We start from the raw sequence: 20,740 nt of genomic DNA, 5'->3' as shown, positions 1-20,740 counted from the left end.
ATGCTAAACGTATGTTAATCATCACATCATGCATATACAAAACGCCTTGCATTCGCTGCAAGGCGTTTTTGTGTTTCTTTCTATATATAAATCATGATACGGACGAATGGATTCCTTATTGCGGCAAATCGATCTCAAAGATGAATACACCATACGCGGACATGTTGATTTCATTCTGCATTGTTGTACCCGATAGTAACTCTTTTGCTTGCTTCTTAAGCTTGATAGCCACTGGTTGATCCGAGTAGTTGAGTAAAAATACATACGCTTTATCCTCACCAGAACGGATACCAACTTCAACTTCAGACGGTACCTCTACCAGGTCATCCACAGGTGAAGATAGCCCTATTTCATCTAGAATAGCATCTACGACCGGTTCATTGTAAGCCGCCCCATAATACCATACCTGCCCCTGACCTACCGCACGTTTGGTCAATGCAGGGCTACCTGCATAGTACTCGGATGTATACTCTGCTACGATCTTCACGTCGGGATGCTCCACATGAAGAACTTCGTTAAATCCGGCCGTTGGCGTTCCCTCCTGAAGTCGCTCACTCGCTCCACTCCATTGTAACTCGGCTGCGGAAACGGTTCCTTTGATCAATGTAAAGTCCTCCACGGTTACACCACACAACTCAGCGACAGCCCCCGGGAACGGTCTCATATAACAATGGCCCTTGAGATCCTTATAACCGGTGCGCGCACCGAAAAACAGGGTGCCCCCTTGACTGACATAGGCTTGCAGAAGTTCTGCTGTTTCGTCTGTCATGATGGCAGGGTGAGCATAAATGATCACCTTATACTGGGATAGCTCTTCCAGTGTTGTCGTTGGTTGCAGTGTAACCATATCCGTCGGAATATGACGATACTGAAGCTGCTTATACCAGGAGCGTACACTTTGTTGCTGAAGCGGACCGTGCCACTCATCCAACTCCCCGTCCCAGATGTTATCGTAGTCCTGCAGGATCGCAACATCGGCTTGATATGTAGTGCCCGCAATAACACGCCCGATCTGGGCAAACTCTTCACCTACTTGTGAAACCTCACGTACCCTTCTGTTGGGCTGATTATGGTAGTCATTGATGCCATGCCAGTACATCTCGGTTCCGAACGTTGCCGTCCGCCAGCGGAAATATACGAGCAAGTCTGTTCCATGCAGGACGGATTGATATGACCATAATCGGATCTGTCCAGGTCTTGGCGTAGCCATGCCAATACTATCGACCCAGCCCCCTGGCCCAGACTGTTGTTCCATGACGCAGAAGTTCGGTGACATGTTGCGGACGTTGGACAGTTTCATGCTCCACGCCCGGTCTTGTAACGAATTGTCGTCTGTCCCCGGGAAGATCGTGGCAAACTGCGGATACGAATCATAAGAGAAGAAATCCAACAGGTTCTCTGTCATTTCATGATTATCCAAGTGTCCAAACGTACCGTTCGTCGTGATCCAATGTTCCGGATCCAGTTCGCGAATGATGTCCACCTGAAGCTTGGCAAAAGAAATCGTATTGGCTGAGATAAATCTCTTTTCATCTAATGCCAAATGAGGATTTGGCGATTGGCTGACCATATTTCGGGTAAGGTGAACTTGTTCCCAGTCGGTATAGGTCTGACTCCAGAAAACGGTTCCCCAAGCCTGGTTCAGGTTCTCCAACGATTCATAACGATCCTTTAACCATTCACGGAAGGCGACATGGTCAGCCTCAGCATAGAAAACATCCATATGACAATTGAATTCGTTATCGATCTGCCATCCAATGAGAGACGGATGATCTTTATAGGCAATCACCATATTGCGCACGATTTTCTCACATTGCTGTCTGTAAATTGGGCTGCTGTAGTTGGTATGACGCCGCATACCGTGTTGATACAATACCCCGTCCTTATTTGCGTTTAATACTTCAGGATATTTGGATGTTAACCATGCTGGTGGAGTTGCAGTAGGTGTTCCCAAAATAACACTCAAACCGTATTGATGTGCCAGATCCAGTGCCTTCTGGAAAAAATGAAAATCGAACTGACCTTCTTCCGGTTCAAAGATGGACCATGCGAATTCAGCCATGCGAATAACCGTAATATTCATCTCTTGCATTCTACGGAAATCGTCCTCCCACAACTGTTCCGACCAATGCTCAGGGTAATAACAGACCCCCAGTTTCAATTCATCCATTTGGATTGATTTTGCCACCTTCAATTGCCCCCTTAACCTGTCATATTGCCTCCATTCTATTGGAACCTTCACAGATAATAAATGACAAGATTATGCGACTTATAATAAAATATTGTCATTGTTGAAGATTCAAACAACAGTGAACTGAATATATTTCGGTTCATCACATAAAAATATTGCGTTCAAATGGAGGATGCACGTGAAAGAACACATCTTTCTCCCCAAGCCGATTTTTCCCAGACATGTATGCTTTCCCGATTTTATTGGAGGATACAGTGACTTTCCGAAGCATCGTGTACATCGAGAATATGGCACTACCGAGATCAACTTGGATCAATGCTATAATCTGCACCTTGTACTTGAAGGTAAAGGATTTCTGGACACAGGAACCGCTTGTTACGAGTTAACACGTGGGCAGGGATTCCTCTATGGTCCCGGTCTTAGACAAACGTACTACTCCGATTCGGATGATCCGTGGAGTATTCGTTGGATTCATTTTTACGGCGTTCGTCTCGAAGAACTGTTAAATGGAAAAGGCGTTGACGAACCGTGGCTGTTTCAGTGTTCCAACTTTCCGGTGGTTACCGCGCTAATGGACAGATTATTGGAGCTAGGAAGAGGCTATCAAGTGGAGGACGAGCACAGCATGGCAGCAACTCTATATGAGCTTCTGACCCGATTGCAATCCGCAGCGAGCCGAATCAACGTTTCGCTCAATCACACTTCAGAGCGAATTCGTGAAGCAGGGAATTACATTCGTTCCCACAGTAACGAGCACATCACACTTGACCATGTTGCCGGGATTGCCGGATACAGTACAACATACTTCAGCCGCAAGTTCAGTCAAACATTTGGCATCTCCTTTCCGGAATTCCTGATGGAATCCAGGTTGTTGCATGCAAAACAGCTATTGGCGACAACCAACCTTTCCATTAAGCAAATCACGCTGGAAACGGGATTTTCACAATCAAGCTACTTCATCCGATGTTTTAAAACCCAGGAAAACGTAACGCCTATGCAATTCCGTATGATGCACAATCATTCGTTATAGGCACATGTTCCTTGAACAAGCTGACGTAAAAAGAAGACTCTGCATATAACATGCAGACTCTTCTTCGTTCATTTTTCATAAATGCTCGTTCGTTTCTTCATCCTCATCAGCCTTATGCACGCCAGAACAGTCCGGCCTCATCCCGTTCCACCTGCTCGAGTACATCCTCAAAATCGGAACAAGGTGCAATAACATCTACCGGATTCCAGCTGCTCTGTTCATCTCTGGCATACACCTTCCACTGGTTATCTTCCCAGTAAAATCGGGCAATGTGCATCTTGTCCCATTGATACCGCTCCTCCGCAGGTCTTTCTTCAGTCAGGATCAATTCATTGTCATTCATCACATATGTCAACTTCACCATCGTACGCAGTGGCGCAGGTACCTTCTCCTGAATATAGCCGTTCATTACGGACTGAATTCTTCTTAGTGTAAACAAGTCCAGCATGGTGATGCACATCCTTTCAGCCAAATACCAAAACCCCTTGATCATTTTACCAGCTGGATTTCGTTACCCCAGGAATCTGTCCTTGATGAGCCAGTTCTCTGAACTTAATTCGAGATACCTTGAACTTGCGTAGATAACCCCGCGGCCGACCTGTTACCTCACAACGGTTCTTCAAACGAGTCGGAGATGCATTCCGTGGCAATTTCTGCAAGGCTTCGTAATCCCCTTTTCCCTTCAGTTCCCGGCGCAGGTCCGCATATTTTGCCACGATTGCCTGACGTTGCTTTTCACGTACCACTTTTGATTTTTTAGCCATGAATTACAGCTCCTTATCGATTGAATTTATATTTAGAACATTATCTTCTGAGTTATACGGCTTCCATAGGCCATGGCAGTGGATTGTCGAAATGGCCCCAGTCGGCCAGCATTTCTTCATCACTGAGCAGGCACTGGTCCAGCTCATCTTCAATGCTCGCACGCTCCATTGCGATCCCGATCATGACAAGCTCCGTCTGACGATCTCCCCACTGGGCATCCCATTTCTCCAGAACATCCGGCTCGTTACGCAAAATTTCTTCCTTGTCCGCTTCCGGCAAAGCTGCGATCCAATGTCCCGCAGGACCGAACTGAATGGATGGCCCTGCCTGACTGAGGCTTGCAGCAACATCCCCTTCGGCCGCGAGCCATACCAAGCCTTTGGCACGTACCACTTCTTCTGGCCAGTAACTCATGAATTCTGCCAGACGGGAAGGATGGAATGGCTTTCTACGGCGATAAACGAAGGAACCAATGCCATATTCCTCGGTTTCCGGTATATGCAACTCTTTCTCCAGCTCCTGAATCCATCCAGCGGACATGCTCACTTTCTCAAAATCAAAGCGGCCTGTATTCAGAATCTCAGACGGATTCACCTGTCCATTCTCAGTCCGAATGATCTTTGCGTTAGGCTGTAGCTTGCGAATAATGCCTTCGAGCTTGTTCAACTCGGTGTCATCGACCAGATCACATTTGTTCAGCAGCAGCACATCACAGGTCTCAATCTGATCAATCAACAAGTCTACGACATCACGGGTGTCCTCATCTCCGCTCGCCTGGTCACGGTCCAGAAGACTCTGCCCTGATCCAAAATCATGCCAGAATCGATTAGCATCCACCACCGTTACCAGACAATCCAATCGAGCCAGACTTGTCAGATCAATACCCGACTCCTCATCGGCGTATGTAAAGGTCTGTGCAACGGGAACAGGTTCACTGATGCCCGTGGATTCGATCAAAATATAATCATACTTGCCTTCGTTCACCAGCTTCTCAATCTCCTGCATCAGATCATCTCGCAAGGTGCAGCAGATACAGCCATTGGACAATTCCACCAGCTTCTCTTCAGTTCGAGACAAGGTTGCCTCCCCCTTGACCAGCGCAGCATCAATGTTGACCTCACTCATGTCGTTGACGATCACAGCAACCTTAAGCCCTTGTCTGTTGTTCAACACGTGATTCAAAACCGTCGTTTTCCCTGAACCGAGGTAACCACTCAGTACGGTTACCGGAACTTGCTTTTGTGTCATAGATCTCCACTCCTTATATGTGCAGTCTGTGTAATTCAGACTTTAATAGTAATTATTACGATTAACAACAACGACTATAATCCTGTTAGACGGTCGTTGTCAAACTATTTTTGATTCAACCTGCAAAAAAAACAAAAAAAGGCTGATGACCGACCCTTACACTTTCGCATCCTGAGGATACGTTTTGGCAAGAAGTGAGTCATAAACCTCCTCTGTAAATGTTCGCATTACATGCGGGATAGGCTACACGAAACGGAGAGGACAGAAAGAACCTGAAGAAGCGGAGCTACAAGCTTTCTGCAGGAAAGCTAATTCGAAAGCATACACTTCGCCTACAAGCTTTCTGAAAGAAAGCTACATCGGAAGCATACGCTATCCCCGGATTTAACCTTTATTAAAAGGAATCAAAAAAATCTGGGGATAACAGCGATCGGAAGGTTGTTCTGTCATCGCATAGAGCTGGCCTTATTCCCCGCTTCCATCCGTTGCCTGAAAATGACCACCAGAATCATCGCTGCAATTGAGAGCAACGTGCAGATCATAAACATGGTCGAATACGAACTCATTTGCACAATAAGCCCCATCGCCAGTCCCCCGAGAGAGAATCCGAGGTCATACGAGGACATGAAAATCCCCATGAGTACATATCTGGAATCCGCAGGCAGCACAAAAGACAGATATGTGGTCAAAGTCGGGTACAACAGTGCCAGGGCAAAACCGCTGAACACCGCGGATAAATACACCAGCGGCCCGATGGTCTCCATTAGACTGAGCAACTGGGTTCCCAGTGCAGCACATAGCATTAACCCTGCCATCAGCCAGGTATTCCAGCTACCATCGGACGGAATTTTTTTGCGCAAAATAAACCTGCACAGGATCACAACCAATCCCTGAATCGTCAGAAATACGCCTGCACTCGCCATTCCGGTGGATACCATATACAGTGGAAGAAAGGTCGCTGTCGCGCCAAAAACGCAGGACGCAAACAACATCACCACACTGCTGATCAGCAGTGGCGTACTACGCCAGATGCCGCCGAATGAACGAAACATATCACCCAAGGTATAAGATTTGTTCTGTACGGTACTCCGCGGCAAATCCACATTGTACCCGATCAAAAGTGGCAGCGCCGCCAGTCCGATCATCAGCAGCGTAAACGCCAGATCACTGGCATTTTCCCAGATTTGTATGGCAAGGATCGGAATGACCAGAGAAGGAACCATCGTAAACAGGGTGTACATGGACAGCCCTTGTGCCCGGTCTTTGTCCTCCAACTTTTCCACAATACCCGCCTGCATCGTCATGGAGAAAAAGGCCGTAGCCACCCCTTGCAGGGCCCGCAACCACAGATACGTCTCCACACCAAAAACAACAAACAGCAGCAGCGTTCCGGCATGTAAAAGCAATAGCCATTGCATCACACGAAGCGGCCCATGCTTACCCAGAAGCTGTGCTGCAAAAGGTCTCAAGAGCATACAGGTGAACATGTATGCCCCCATCATCAGACCAATCTCAGCCTGGTTCAAACCGGCGGCCTCGCTTCGTAAAGGCAGAATAATCGTCAAAGCAGAATTCGCCGCAAAAAATAAAAAGGCCAGCATATAAAACCGGATAAAAGAGAAGGATACCGGATTTAATTTTCCATTGGATGTTGCATTCATCGAAGACTTCAAACGTTCGTCACCACTTTCTCTTCTGGCAGTCAACTCACAGATGTACCTGTAACGGGTCTCCGCCGTTCATAGGCAAAAACGATCATTACCGCTCCTAGGATAGCACACATCATGTACATAAATGAATAGGAAGAGAAGTCAGCGACGGGACCCATAATCACACCACCCAGAGAAATACCCAGATCCGCCATCGCGATAAATAACCCAATCAGGACGTTCCGGTTCAGTTTAGGCAAGACAAAAGATAAATAGGTCGTGAGTGTCGGATACAGGATCGCCTGACCGATTCCCATGAATACAGCGCCCACATAGAAAAAGACCACTCCGCCTGTCACGGCAAAACTGACACATTGCGCAGCTACGGCGAGCAAACACATGGTGCCCATCATGAAAGGAGAATGCCAACTGCCATCGGAAGGAATCCTTTTTCGAAGCATAATTCGAGCCAGCACCACCGTTCCTGCCTGAAGCATCAGATATAGGCCGGCATTCCCGTTTGGTACTTGGCTCGCATACAGCGGAATAAAGGTGGTAATCGCGCCAAATACAACGGAAGCAGCAAGCATTAACACACTGCAACGAAACAAATATGGATTCTTCACCAACTGACCAAAGGATTCCCACATACTCACGTTCTGCTCCGAAAGATTCTCAGCAGGCTGCTCCTTGTTTGGTTCCATTTTGGCGGTATATCCGAAGACGCCCGTACAGACGGCAATGCCGATCAGAACCACTGTAAAATAACCCATGCCTCCCGCCTGCCATATTCCTAATGCGAGCACAGGTCCCAAGATCCCTGGTATGTAACTGAACAACGAATAATACGAAATTCCCTGAGAGCGATCTTTCTCCGGAAGGGCATCAATAATGCCAATCTGCAAAGCCATGGAAAAGAACGCTGTCGATACCCCTTGCAAAATACGAGCAACCAAATAACCGCCAAGTCCCGTAAAGGTATATAAAATCAGGGCAAATCCATTGATAATCAGAATCAGGCGTAATATTTTGATGGGTCCGTGCTTTTGAATAATCCGACCGGCCCAGGGTCTGAAGAACATCGTTGTGAACATATAAGCACCCATGATCAGTCCGATCGTTGTACCACTCGCACCCAAGGACTCGCCTTGCAATGGGATGATCACATTAAGAATAGCATTGGCACTGAAATATAGAAGAACCAATATGTACAAGCGTAGAAAAGGCCAAGACATCGCTCCACTCACAATGGGGCTCCTCCTAAAATGGTATTAAATGCTTCAATAATCGCTTCGCATAATCGGACTGTACGTCCTTAAGTTGCTTGGTCAGAACGATCTCTACAACCTGTCCCTCTCTGAAAATGATCACCCTGTCACAGATATAGGCTGCCGCCTGTATATCATGTGTGATAAAGACATAGCTCAGCTTGTAGATTTCCTTAAGCTCTTTCAACAATTGCAATACCTGGATCTGAACGGACACGTCCAATGAGCTGATCGCTTCATCAAACACAATGCATTTTGGAGCGGTGGAGATGGCCCTGGCAATGCACACTCTCTGAGCCTCCCCGCCCGATAATTCATGCGGATATTTGGATCTATAGGAAGGGTCCAGTCCAACTTGGCTCAGCAACAGATCCACCTTCTCTGAGCTACCCTGATCCTTTCGCAGCTTTTGCTGTGCTTGCATAGGCTCCATAATGGCAGCTTCCACAGTAAGAAATGGATTGATGGAGGACGTATAATTTTGAAAAACGGCGCTGATGTTACCCATCCGTACACGTCGATCCTGTACGTCTTTACCATCAAGTGAGATCGTTCCACGATCCGGGCGTTCAATGCCCAGAATCAGACGACCCAACGTAGATTTACCACTTCCGCTTTCACCGATGATACCGAGACACTCACCCTGCTGGCATTCAAAGGTAACCTGTTTCAAAACTTGTTGTTTGTGCTTGGAGAACAGTCCGCCTTGGTTATATGATTTTTCGATACCTTCCACCTTTAGCATCTAGGAGTCCCCCTGCATCAACGCCTTAAAATGATTGCTCAGCTCCAGTCGGGTAGAGACCAGATACTGCGTATAGGCATGCTTCGGCTCTGTCAAAACAGAATGCATGCTGCCGCGCTCTACGATCTCGCCATCCTTCATGACCATCACGTCATCTGCAATCTTCTGAACGACGCCGAGATCATGGGAGATGAACATCATGGAACAGCCCATGCGTTCACGTAATTGAATCAATTGCTCCACCACTTCATATTGAGAGATCGTATCCAGTGCCGTTGTTGGCTCATCCGCAATAATCAGATCAGGCTCCAGCACCAATGCCAGTGCAATCATGATTCGTTGCAGCATTCCACCGGACAGCTGATGTGGATATTGATTCAGAATCTCGCGCGGATGTCTGAGCATGACGCTTTCCATCGCATGGATGATTTTCCGTTCAACCTCACGGGTGTTCCAGCCAAAATGCTGCTGAAGCGTCTCCCGAATATGAACACCAATGACACAGGAAGGATCAAATGCACTCATGCCATTCTGCAAAATCATACATAGATGCTTGCCCCGCTTACGCCGCATCTCCGGTTCCGAAAGCTGGTTCAGGTCTTCGCCCTGGAATAACATCGTGCCCGATTGGCGAATCCACGGCTTGTTCAGTCGCATGATGGCCCTGCACGTAACGGACTTGCCGCTACCACTTTCCCCTACAATGGCCATACAGCTTCCCCGCTTAACTTCGAATGAACTGTCATGAATGATCACTTTACCTGTATTGCTGTCCCATACCTTCAAATGTTCAACCTCGACTATATTCATAAGCGGGCTTTCTCACCTCACTTTCGTAAGACTTGTCAGACTTACCTTGAGGGGTCATCAATTTGGGGTCCAGAGCCACCTGAAGGGCATCCGATAGAAAATTAAAAGCCGATACCACAACTACAATGGCCAAGCCCGGTGCCAACATTAATTCTGGTCTGGAGAACATGACTTCCCTCGCCTCATTGAGCATCATGCCCCACTCCGCATGCGGAGCCTGAATGCCAAGCCCCAGAAAGGAAAGGCCGGAGATCTGCAACATCATTGAACACATGGAGCCACTGGCAATGACGGCAATATCGGCAAAGGTAACCGGAACAATATGTTTGGTTATAATTCTCAGATTAGGCGTGCCGGAGGCTTTAGCGAATTTTACATAATCCATATCAGAGAATTGCATCACAGATGTTCGAATAACGCGGGCAAACCAGGCCCATTTCATCCACACAAAGGCAATCAAAATATTCTCCAGTCCTGCACCCAAAATGCCAACCACCGCCAGTGTCATCACGTATCCGGGAAAAGACAGCATAATGTCACAGACTCTCATGATCCATACATCCACTTTCCCCTTGAAATAACCCGCGATGAATCCAACAATAGCCCCGATCAGAACAGATAGACTGAGTGCAACCAGAACCCATAACACACTTGGACGGATGCCATAGATAAGCCGGGATAATACACATCTGCCCAGATGATCATTGCCTAATAGATAATCCCAGGATGAGGAGGCATAACGAAGCTTCATGTTCACTTGTCCAGGATCATGCGGCGCAATAAGCGGAGCCAAAATGCCCGCCATAAGCGTAGTGATAATCACCACCAAAGAGGTCAACGCAAGCTTGTCTTTGCGCAGATTTTTTAATATTCGCATCAGAACTCCTTTCTCAACCGGGGATTCATCGCCGCATTAATGATGTCGGATAACGTGTTAAACAACACAAAGGTGACAGCCAACATCAGAACATACGCCTGAATAATCGGAAAATCCCTGCTTAAAATGGATTTCACACTGAGCCTACCGAGCCCCGGCCAGGCAAATACATTTTCGATGACCACCGTACTGCCCAACACGATCGGGATCGCCATGCAAAAGATGGACACGGCCACCTGTAATGAATTTCTTAGAATATGCAGGGTAACTTTCTTCTCGCTCAGACCACTTGCCCGTGCATATAACACATAGTCCTCATTCATATTGCTCAGCATGGAACTTCGAACCGTTCGGAAATAAATGCCTGTATAACTCACCGTGATCACAATCACCGGTAGAATGTAGCTTCGATACGAGTCCATACCACTGGTAGGTAACAGGTCCAGCTTGACGGAAAAATACCAGATCATAATAGCTGCAAGCCAGTAGGATGGCATGGCCGTGAGGAAAAAGGAAATACCTCTGACTGATCGATCCAGTAGCTTGCCTTCTCTCATGGCACAGATCACACCGAGCAGAATGGACAGCGCAATAATGAATACCGATGAGACAAGCGTTAACTTCAATGTGTTCATAAAAGCCGGCCCCATCAGAGACCACACGGGTTCACCCGATACATATGAGTTGCCAAAGTCCAACTGCAAAACAGCCATAATCCAGTTCGCATACTGGATCATGAACGGCTGATCGAATCCCAGCGCTTCATTCGTTTGCGCGATCAGTTCATCCGTAATCTGCGGAACTTCCTGTGCCTGTAACACAACAACCGCCGGGTCCAAGGGAGATAGATTAATCAGGACGAACGTTATAAATGAAATGATAATCAGTAAAGGGATGGCTAACAGAATCCTTTTGACGATATAACTTCCCATATCCATCTCCGCTCTATTTAAAATTCATTTGTTCAAATGGTAGTTCATATTGAGTCTGCTTGAATGAGATTCCATCGAGATTCTCGGGAGCGACTACGGTGACACGTCCGTTGGTAATCGGAATGAACAACGCTTCATCATGAACGATCTTCATAATGTCGGCATACAGGGATTGGCGTGAAGCCTCATCCGTGGAGACCATAACCGCATCGATTTTCTTGTACAATTCATCTGCTTCGGCAATTCCGCTTGTCGTATGCTTGTATGCCGAATCTGATGTAAATGCAGCAATGGTACTCTGTGGATCATAGGCCAGTCCCCAGGTTTGATTAAAGAGCAGATCATATTCCCCGGTGGCTCTCCGATTCGCAATGGAAGTGGATTCTTCGCCCACGATTTCAAGCTGAACACCCAGTTCTTTCATCGAATACTGGATCAATTCGGCCTGTATTTTCTGTGAAGACGAGTTGCTGTCATAGTATAGTTTCATGGCTAAAGGCTGACCGTTCTTCGTTCTCACCACTTTACCGTCTGCCAATGTCCAGCCTGCTTGGTCCAGAAGTTTTTTAGCCATTTCCGGATCATACTCCCGTTTCTTCAGGTCCACCTTGGCGTAATTGACATTGGCTGAAAATAGCGTGTCCGCTACAGTCTGCGTTCCGTTGAAAATATCTTTACTGATCGTTTCCCGGTCGATAGCATACCAAAGTGCTTCCCGAACTGCCGTTTCCTGAACTGGACTATTCTGGCGACTGCTATTGGCTACGATCATATTCGTATTCATCGCTTCACTTCGAACCACTTGATAATCACCAGATTCAGCCAATTGCTCCATGGCCTCGACATCAATGCTGTCTGCCCCCCGGTCATCTGTGAACACAAAGTTGATTTCTCCCTTTTGTAATGCTAGGAATGTCGTTTCGCCTGCAGGAAGAACCTTGGATGTGATTTTCTTGATTGCAGGTGAACCGCCCCAATAGTCTTCATTGGCTTCAAACGTGGCATTCTCTTCAACTTTATGAGCAGTAAGCTTGTAAGGTCCTGTCCCGTGGTAGCCACTCACCCCGTCTTTGGTTCCGCCATCCTTGAAATCCTTGGGTGATATGAAGACGTAAGGTCTTGTCATAGACAATTCCACCAGTGCCGGATAATAAGCTTCTGACAGTGTCAGCTCCACCGTATGCTCATCGATAACTTTTACACTCGTGATTTTGGTAGACAGCTTGATCCAGGCATGTTTTTCAGCATTGGCTTGAACGGCATCGATATTTTGTTTGACCGCCTCTGCGTTGAACGGCTCCCCATCATGGAATTTCACATCTTGTCGCAGATGAAAGGTATAGGTCTTGCCATCCTCCGAGATATCCCATGATTCCGCAAGCAATGGCTTGATGCCGTCAGGCGTGTTTTCCACCAGAGACTCATATATCATCCCTTGCGCAGGCATGGAGCCTGTATACAGATGGGGGTTCATATCATTAATATCTTTGGCAGAAGCATAGATAAGTTCAGTCTGTACCTGGCTATTGGCAGGCTCAGTTTGGGCACTCTCTTTCTCTTTTGTGCTCTGAGCGCATCCTGCCAGCACCGTAATGGCAGATACCAGCAATAATATAGATGTAAAAGTAAGACCCTTTTTCACAACATTTCCTCCTGATGAGCAAATTAAATTCAAACTTTACACAAGACCACTACGTGGTCAGAACAACCTTCTGATCCCTGTTATCCCCGGATTTTCTCTTTTCCAAGAGAAAATCCGGGGATAAAGGGGAGCGCTTCGCTTCTTCAGGTTCTTTCTGCCCCCTCCGTTATTGTGTAAAACAAAATTTAATTTGCATTATTAAATGTAATCAGATCCTATTACTTGAAAGTCCGGTGCAGATCATGCGGATATCCTCGTCAAAGGATTGGATCACAAAGGCATCGGACAAGCGTTGATTCGGGTGTGCGTCAGCCACTTCCTGAAGCTTCGCTTCATATCTGGCGATGAATTGATCAATGGTTGGACAGCTCACATCGAGATGTCTGGCAATGCCCTGGATGATTTTAATGCGGTAGTAATCTTCCTTGGGCATACGGGGAATATCTAGCTCCCCTTCGCGGTTCATGAACGTTTTGCGGAATGGGACTGCTGAAAAGTCAAAATATTTCCCTGCCGAATCGGGTTCCGAGAATGGATCAATCAATAATGAGGTGTACCGTATGTATAATAAATACTCTTGATGAATGACCTGCAGCTGATTGAAATTCTCGATATCCTGACGTGATATACTCTCTAATCGAACCGGATAGTTGTCATCCGTCATGAATTGAAGCAGGTTGACTCCCTGAATATCAAGTCGGTCCGTAACATTCATAATCTCCTGCCACTGTGCCCGCATTTCCCGTATCAAAACTTGAGTAATCGGACCTTCGGGATACATCTTATATACATATCTCTGAGTATCTGATGCTCCAAAGATGGCTTCTAATGAGAAGTCATTCATGAACAAGGGCGGATGCACGTACAACGAAATATTTCTCGTTTCCGCCTCCAATGGAGATCGCATCACTTCCAGCGCAACACCCAAACGCTCATACACTTGGCATAGCTTACTAGCCTGTTCAGACGGGTAACGAGTGGAACCGATATAGACCTTTTTCTTAACCCCTGTTGTGATCACATGATTGGACGGATGTTCGTGCATCCAACGGGTATCTCCAAGGTAGGTAGAGAAACTGATCACTTCCGGCGCTGCATTCCGCTCTCTCATATAATGGGTCACGAGTCGATTCGACCCGAACGTTGGCGAAACCAGAATGATACATTTCAGTTGTTTGATGAATTCATCATTCATTTGTTCCAGTACATCGATATACGCATCGGTGGTAACCGCCAAAATGAGTGTATCCCATTCACCATCAATGGTGTCATATCCCTTGAACACATGATCAACGTAACACTCACCTGCGAGCGATTGATGTTTCTCATTTTGAATGCTGACCTGAATAAGCCCATTGCTCTGTTCGAGGGCTGCAAATATCGACGCTGAACGAACCGATTGTCTCCCCGCAATGCCTATACAGCAGTTGAGATGATCTTTTAGCGTTACCGCAAGCTGAATGGATGCAGGTCCGGTTCCGAGTAACAGAATTCGCTGAAGATTGCTCATGTAAGCCTCCTTATTTAAAGTTCACCTGGACTCCATTTGGATTGACTTGCATGGCTATGCTTTCTGGTACAACGCAATATCGAACACATCATCCGGACGCAGGATCTGGTCCACCAGCTTCCACTTGCTGCTATCCGTCACTTCCATCGGATAATTGAACAAGGACTTCAACTGGTCACCGTATCTCATAGCTACAACCACCTGCGCATTCGTCAGGGCATGCAGTTGATCGAGCAACTCATATTTAGGGGCCACGGTAGAGCTGAAAATGATATGTGTTGCTTCCTTGGCATACTCCAGATTCTCCAGCAATGTTGACTGCAAACGAATCTTCAAGCCCGCGCCCAGCGTCTCCACTACCTTCTGCCCGAGTCTAATAGATTCTTCATCAATATCGATCCCTACGACCTCTGCACCTGTTCGTTTGGCGATGAGTAATGGTGTCATGGGGAAGGAACCGGAGCCTACCAACAACACTTTCGAATCGGAGGTGACATGGAAGCTGCCGAATTCTTTATCGATGCACTCTTCTATGTTTTTGAAATAATCAGCAATCTGTACATCCCCGTTCTCTAACTTCAATGCACGATATTTCTCCATGATCGCCACACACTGGGCTGATTTATTTCTTAACTGCCATACAAGCGAATCAAGCTCTTCCAGCTCGGAATGCTGCAACTGTTCCCAGGCTGCCTTATTCTCCTGATCGGTCACAAAGCGGGAGTATTCATTGATCACAGCCTCCAGCTCCGAGCTATGCTGAATCGTATGATCATACTTGCTCGCGAGCTTATCGAATTTCTCTGCAAATTCACTCAAACATGTCTGAAAATGGACCAATGTGATCATTTCTTTTCCCCCTATACGTTGTCTGGATCATGTATCATGTACCTCATGCGTTTACAGCGCTCCATTCTGCTGGAGCATTGATGAAGGCTTTGCCCTGTGCCACGATGCCGACAGATCCCTCAATCGTAATGCTCCCAAGTTCTGCGCCATTCCACTGGGCTACCACTTTGATCGCACCACCAGGCTGCTTGATGTACTGAGTAATCCCTCTCTGCTGGCTCCATGCGAGATAGGCTCCCACAGAGGCTGTACCCGAGCCACACCCTCTCTCCCAGATCAGACTATCCAGCTCCGGAACATAGATGAGTGGGGCCATTTCTTCCGAGTGCGATTGATATAACAAGATACCGATCAGCTTATCTCCCAGGGTTAGTCCCAGTAACCTTGCAAGGGTCTGTGCCCTCTTTTTCATCGTATCGTCGAAGTCATCCACTTCAATCACGATATGGATGAACTCAGCGTACCGGATGATTACCATATCCAGCTCGATGCCTTCGTACCGGATGGTTCGCTGTTCAATCTGCTTCGGAACCGGCATGGTCACCTGGCAGTCATATTCATTCTGCTGTTTCTTCACATGGCACATGATCAATTGATCGGTTCCGGAAACCTCCAGCACGATGTCCATCGATTCCTGTTGTGCCAGTCCTGCTTCAGAAGCGAGGTGTGCTGCAAGTGCCATACAGGCATTGCCACAGAACTCTCCTCCGGCCATTTCCAGGCGGGCCACAGCTTCCGGTCTCCTCGTTGGTTCGATAAATCCCACTTGTTCAGCGTAAACGTTATCATACGACATTAGACGCGTTGCGATATGATTGTATTTCTCTGCTGCATGATCCGTTTTAACCAGAATCGTCATGTTTTGGGTGGGACTGAACTTGATAAAATCGATCTCCTGTTTCATCGCAGCAGCTACTCCTGTTCTTCTTTTTTGACTAATAGTAATTTTTACGATTAAAAGGTCGAGAAAAATATAGCACATCCTTTTGGGGACCGTCAACAAATATTTCCATTTAAAAAAATAAAATTTCATAATAACTTTAGCTGTCCATCCTGTAAGAAAACCCAAACAGAGCTGACGCTTCTGCGCCAGCCCTAGCCATAAGATTCAACAAATACGAAAAACGGTTGCCGCAGAACGGAACCGTTTCGATCTGGATATAATACAGGGATTAACCGTGTCCCTCACTCCTGATGTGCTTGCACATTTTGCAGTGCCTGTTCAGCTAGTGCAGCCAGAAGATGTGCTCCCAGCGGCAGTGCCCTTTCATCCACATCAAAGCCAGGGTGATGCCACTCATTCGGGCCAGAGGTGCCCAAGAAGAGGAACAGGCCGGGAACTTCTTTTTGATAAAAAGAGAAATCCTCTCCTGCCGGAGAAGGCAGAGGTCTGATGCTATTCAGCCCAATCTGACTTGCAACTTGCTCCGCCGCAGATGCCAGAGCTTCATCATTGACCACGGCAGGTGGTCCCTGAATCCAGCGAACCGTAGCACGTGTGCCATAGGCCGCCGCCACACCGGCTACCACCTGATTGAAACGCTCTCGAATTCGTGCGCGTACTTTCTCATCAAAGGTACGCACTGTGCCATCGAGTATCGCTTCATCGGGAATAACGTTCCAGGCTGTGCCGCTATGTAGCTTGGTGACGCTGATTACAGCACTCTCCTGTGCTCCCACATTGCGGCTCACAATGGCCTGTAGTGCTGTAACAATATGTGCAGCAACCACAATTGGATCAATGCCTGCTTCCGGCACGGCTGCATGGGTGCCTACACCTTCCACTTTGACAACAAAACCGTCTGCTGCTGCCATCAACGCACCTTCCCGAATGCCCACCGTACCTACCTGGAGATCAGGCTTGTTATGCAACCCGAATACGGCCCGAACATCGGACAATGCGCCGCTCTGGATCACTTGTCGAGCACCCGTTGCTTTTTCCTCCGATGGCTGGAATATCAACCGTACTTTTCCCGGCAAACTGGACTCACGCTGCTTCAACAATCGTGCAGCACCAATCAGAATCGCCGTGTGTGCGTCATGTCCGCAAGCGTGCATCTTGCCATCTACCTGGGAGGCAAAATCCAATTTCGTCTCTTCCTGAATGGGCAGCGCATCAATGTCCGCTCTTAGGGCAACCACAGGTCCGTCCCCTTGGCCTACTTCAGCGACGAGCCCTGTCCGCAGCACATATTCGTCTGCAATACGGACGCCTTCCTCTTCCAGCCAGCTGCGAATAGAAGCTGTCGTCTCCCTTTCCTCGCCGGACAATTCCGGGTTACGATGCAGGTGTCGCCGAATGGTGATTAAACGTTCCGCGAATTCTTCCGCCCGTTCACCATGAAGCTCATGCTCGGGGCCCTGTACTTGTTGCTCAGCCTGTTGTTTGGGCTGTTCCAGATCACTTTTCATCACATGGCCTCCCATTCGTATATATTCATTGCCCTACTTCTATCCGATTGCTGCTTCCTGTTCCTTGGATTCCAGTGCAAATTCACTTAGTCCCTGCTCTGCCAGAATTTCACGCAACAATTCAAAGGAACGAATTCGCTTGGCAAAGTCCCGTGTAGCTGTAGTCACAATGAACTCTTCCACAGCAAAATCCTGCTGGAACTTCAGCAGTGCCTGACCTACCGTTGCTTTCGTGCCCCGGGTCACGCTTGGTTCAAGAATTTCAAGTCGGTACTTTTCGTTGGATTGACGTCCGAATTCTTCCGCTTGTTCAACAGAACCGACCGTCAGCACTTTGCCACTCTCCATGTGAATTCTCACCAGCTTATGTTCACCCGCAAGTCCTTCCGCTTCTTCCTCACTCTCGGCCACAATCAGGGATAAAGCCAGTGCAGCGTAAGGCTCCCGTCCCTGGGAACGATCGAATTGCTCTCGATATACACGGATGGCCTCAAGCGCTACCTCTATATTACTGTTAATGAACAGTGAAAAGACATATGGGAGTCCGAGTTCCGCAGCCATGCCCGCACTATCTACACTGGCTCCAAGCACGTACAGCTCTGCTGGAATGTCGGACACAGGCGAAGCAGTGAGCCCCGCAAGTGCATGAGATGGATCTTCATGTGGTTCATTATGAATGTATCGCTTCACCTGAACAATTTTCTCTTTCAGAGATGCAGCTTCCTGAATACCTTCCTGTAACGCTTGTGTCGAACGGGGTAATCCGCCTGGTGCACGACCGATTCCCAAGTCAACTCTTCCTGGGCCGAGCGCTGCGAGTATATTGAAATTTTCAGCGACTTTATACGGGCTGTAATGCTGGAGCATCACCCCGCCAGAGCCCAGTCGAATCCGCTTCGTATGCGCAAGCAAGTGGGAGATGAGTACTTCTGGGGAGGAACCTGCAACATGCCCTGAATCATGGTGCTCCGATACCCAGAACCGATGGAATCCAAGCTGCTCCGCCCGCTGTGCCAGCTCAATCGTGTGCCGAAAAGCATCCACCGCCGTTTCCCCTTCATAGATGGGGGTCTGATCCAAAATGCCAACACGAATACTCATATCCTTCTCCTCCTTGATTGTGCTGAACCTGTGTTCTTGAATCACTATTAAGTTGAACTGGAGATGTTACAGTTCTGCACTCTCCGTTTTGGTGTAAAAGTCAGATTCAACGTTAGACGCTCTATAACTGCCGCAGCAGTTCCCCGAAGGGCTCTGCCAATGGCGAATATTCTTCCTTTAACGTGACGACGCTGATCTGCAACGATACACCTGCAACCTCATGTACCTGAATGGGGAACAACTCCTGATTTTGCACTTCCTTCTTCACCGTGAGTCCAGGGAGAAAGGCAATGCCTGCCTCTTGCATAACCAGTTTCTTCGCCGTCTCCGAATTATCGACATGATATGTAATATTCGGCGGATGTTCCAGCGAGTCGAAAGCCCGGTGAATGCGAAGCCAGTCTAGTGAACCACATTCGAAAAAGACCAGTTGCTCATTCCGGATCGCTTCCATGCTGACATGCCCGCTTTCAATGAATGGATGTCCTTTGTACACATAGAGCTGGATCGGATCTTCATAAAAAGCAACCGTACGGATCGCAGGATGCATGACCTTGCGTACAAAGGCAAGATCGATCTCCTGACCAAGCAGTTTGGCAATCAGCTGATCCGTCGTTGCTGTCGTCAATTTGATATTAATTTCGGGGTAAGCATCCTTGATCTTGGGTAGAAAATCGGGAATGACATAATTGGATACCGATACTGTACTACCGAGCCGAAGAGCATCCGGTGTTGATCGCCGTTGCTGAATCTTCTGCTTGCCCTTCTGAATCACTTGCAGCACTTGCTGCGCATATGGCAGGAATTTCCGACCTTCCTCTGTCAGCACAATTTGCTTGCCAAGTCGATCAAACAACTTGCAGCCCAGCTCCCTTTCCAGTGACTGAATGCGAGCTGTGACCGAAGGTTGGGACAAGAAGAGTACTTCGGCAGCTTTATTGAAGCTTCCATAATGGTTGATATATACAAATGCTTCAATGTTCTCGATATTCATGAGCGCCTCCGTATCCACGTCCTCAGACGTTTGACCTTATATCTATTTAACCGATAAATTTACTCGGTTTTATGATATCTTAATCCCATCCTTTTCCAGTGTCAATATCAATTCGTCCAAGGAACGATCCAGGCGTGAAGTAATGTCCGCCGAGAGTATGAACTTTCCATCATCCAGTCGTTCAATCCCCTGATCCACAGCGTACACCCCACCCAGAATATGTCTTCCACCAAGGGCTGCCAGAACAGGCTTCAATGCATAATCAATAGCGAGTAGATGAGCAATGGAGCCACCAATGACGAGCGGGAGTGTCAACTTACCCCGTAGCCCCTCTTGCGGAATCAGATCCAGGAACAGCTTGAGCACGCCGGAGTACGATGCCTTGTATACCGGTGTAGCTACAATAACGGCATCCGCCGCTTCAACAACAGCCAGAGCATCACGAATAAATGAGCTGTCGAATCGGGCTTGCACCAGATCCTCAGCGGGCAGATCCACAACGTGAATAACTTCAACGGTGATGCCTGCCTCCGTTAATTTTTGGCTGCTGTAATCCGTCAGACCTGTCAAACGCGAACGTTTGGATGGTGATCCGGCAATAATGACAACATGTGACATAAATTTCTCCTCCTCAAGCGTAAACGGCTGTCGCCGTCCTCTGGTGGCACAGCTACCGTTTCGCAGTGAAATATAAAAATGGAAAGGTTGAAACTTATA

General features: G+C 47.6%; 19 protein-coding genes. 1 reads left to right on the top strand and 18 read right to left on the bottom strand.

Annotated elements, in window-relative coordinates; genetic code table 11:
• Positions 1-115: 115 nt before the first annotated feature.
• Positions 116-2,188 (bottom strand): beta-galactosidase, encoded by a 2,073-nt coding sequence (locus OM416_RS25165; RefSeq protein ID WP_264934195.1) that lies wholly within the window; start codon positions 2,186-2,188, stop codon positions 116-118.
• Between the two features lie 181 nt (positions 2,189-2,369).
• Here OM416_RS25165 and OM416_RS25160 point away from each other — a divergent pair, with 181 nt between their 5' ends.
• Positions 2,370-3,221: a helix-turn-helix transcriptional regulator gene (locus OM416_RS25160; protein WP_264934194.1), complete on the top strand. Its 852-nt coding sequence runs from the start codon at positions 2,370-2,372 to the stop codon at positions 3,219-3,221.
• A gap of 112 nt (positions 3,222-3,333) precedes the next feature.
• Here OM416_RS25160 and OM416_RS25155 read toward each other — a convergent pair whose 3' ends face one another.
• The 17 genes from OM416_RS25155 to ssuE form a co-directional block, all read right to left on the bottom strand.
• Positions 3,334-3,693 carry a DUF3024 domain-containing protein gene (locus OM416_RS25155; RefSeq protein ID WP_264934193.1) on the bottom strand — a complete coding sequence of 120 codons (360 nt, stop codon included), beginning with the start codon at positions 3,691-3,693 and terminating at the stop codon, positions 3,334-3,336.
• Positions 3,694-3,715: 22 nt separating this feature from the next.
• Entirely contained in the window at positions 3,716-3,985 is a 270-nt protein-coding gene (gene rpsN, locus OM416_RS25150) for a 30S ribosomal protein S14 (RefSeq protein WP_264934190.1), read from the bottom strand.
• A gap of 52 nt (positions 3,986-4,037) precedes the next feature.
• Entirely contained in the window at positions 4,038-5,234 is a 1,197-nt protein-coding gene (locus OM416_RS25145) for a GTP-binding protein (RefSeq protein WP_264934188.1), read from the bottom strand.
• A gap of 446 nt (positions 5,235-5,680) precedes the next feature.
• A complete protein-coding gene (gene cntE, locus OM416_RS25140; protein ID WP_413775826.1) occupies positions 5,681-6,940 on the bottom strand; it encodes a staphylopine family metallophore export MFS transporter CntE in 1,260 nt (419 codons plus the stop codon).
• Positions 6,937-8,130 (bottom strand): staphylopine family metallophore export MFS transporter CntE, encoded by a 1,194-nt coding sequence (gene cntE / locus OM416_RS25135; RefSeq protein WP_264934186.1) that lies wholly within the window; start codon positions 8,128-8,130, stop codon positions 6,937-6,939. The genes cntE (OM416_RS25140) and cntE (OM416_RS25135) overlap by 4 nt, the downstream gene beginning before the upstream one ends.
• 13 nt (positions 8,131-8,143) lie before the next feature.
• Entirely contained in the window at positions 8,144-8,896 is a 753-nt protein-coding gene (locus tag OM416_RS25130) for an ABC transporter ATP-binding protein (protein WP_264934184.1), read from the bottom strand.
• Positions 8,897-9,706: a staphylopine uptake ABC transporter ATP-binding protein CntD gene (cntD, locus tag OM416_RS25125; RefSeq protein ID WP_264934182.1), complete on the bottom strand. Its 810-nt coding sequence runs from the start codon at positions 9,704-9,706 to the stop codon at positions 8,897-8,899.
• Positions 9,687-10,583 carry a staphylopine uptake ABC transporter permease subunit CntC gene (gene cntC, locus OM416_RS25120; protein WP_264934180.1) on the bottom strand — a complete coding sequence of 299 codons (897 nt, stop codon included), beginning with the start codon at positions 10,581-10,583 and terminating at the stop codon, positions 9,687-9,689. Before cntC ends, cntD begins: the two co-directional genes overlap by 20 nt.
• Positions 10,583-11,515: a nickel/cobalt ABC transporter permease gene (gene opp1B / locus OM416_RS25115; protein ID WP_264934178.1), complete on the bottom strand. Its 933-nt coding sequence runs from the start codon at positions 11,513-11,515 to the stop codon at positions 10,583-10,585. Before opp1B ends, cntC begins: the two co-directional genes overlap by 1 nt.
• Positions 11,516-11,528: 13 nt before the next feature.
• Positions 11,529-13,157, bottom strand: a complete 1,629-nt coding sequence (gene cntA, locus OM416_RS25110; RefSeq protein ID WP_264934176.1) for a staphylopine-dependent metal ABC transporter substrate-binding lipoprotein — start codon at positions 13,155-13,157, stop codon at positions 11,529-11,531.
• Between the two features lie 208 nt (positions 13,158-13,365).
• Positions 13,366-14,667: an opine metallophore biosynthesis dehydrogenase gene (locus OM416_RS25105; RefSeq protein WP_264934173.1), complete on the bottom strand. Its 1,302-nt coding sequence runs from the start codon at positions 14,665-14,667 to the stop codon at positions 13,366-13,368.
• A 54-nt stretch (positions 14,668-14,721) separates the two neighbouring features.
• The gene (locus OM416_RS25100; protein ID WP_264934171.1) at positions 14,722-15,516 is read right to left on the bottom strand and encodes an SAM-dependent methyltransferase; all 795 of its coding nucleotides are present in this window, start codon (positions 15,514-15,516) and stop codon (positions 14,722-14,724) included.
• Between the two features lie 43 nt (positions 15,517-15,559).
• Positions 15,560-16,420 carry a diaminopimelate epimerase gene (locus OM416_RS25095; RefSeq protein ID WP_264934169.1) on the bottom strand — a complete coding sequence of 287 codons (861 nt, stop codon included), beginning with the start codon at positions 16,418-16,420 and terminating at the stop codon, positions 15,560-15,562.
• 281 nt (positions 16,421-16,701) lie between these two features.
• Positions 16,702-17,928 carry an amidohydrolase gene (locus OM416_RS25090; RefSeq protein ID WP_264934167.1) on the bottom strand — a complete coding sequence of 409 codons (1,227 nt, stop codon included), beginning with the start codon at positions 17,926-17,928 and terminating at the stop codon, positions 16,702-16,704.
• A 39-nt stretch (positions 17,929-17,967) separates the two neighbouring features.
• Positions 17,968-19,029 (bottom strand): LLM class flavin-dependent oxidoreductase, encoded by a 1,062-nt coding sequence (locus tag OM416_RS25085; RefSeq protein ID WP_264934165.1) that lies wholly within the window; start codon positions 19,027-19,029, stop codon positions 17,968-17,970.
• A 121-nt stretch (positions 19,030-19,150) separates the two neighbouring features.
• Positions 19,151-20,023, bottom strand: coding sequence for a LysR family transcriptional regulator (locus OM416_RS25080; protein WP_264934163.1), 873 nt, complete (start codon positions 20,021-20,023; stop codon positions 19,151-19,153).
• Between the two features lie 69 nt (positions 20,024-20,092).
• Positions 20,093-20,641, bottom strand: a complete 549-nt coding sequence (gene ssuE / locus OM416_RS25075; RefSeq protein ID WP_062837891.1) for an NADPH-dependent FMN reductase — start codon at positions 20,639-20,641, stop codon at positions 20,093-20,095.
• Between the last annotated feature and the right edge of the window lie 99 nt (positions 20,642-20,740).

Source organism: Paenibacillus sp. LS1, from assembly GCF_026013365.1.
Lineage (GTDB): Bacteria > Bacillota > Bacilli > Paenibacillales > Paenibacillaceae > Paenibacillus.
The sequence above is the reverse complement of the archived record's forward strand: the minus strand, read 5'-3'. Positions and strand labels throughout refer to the sequence as shown.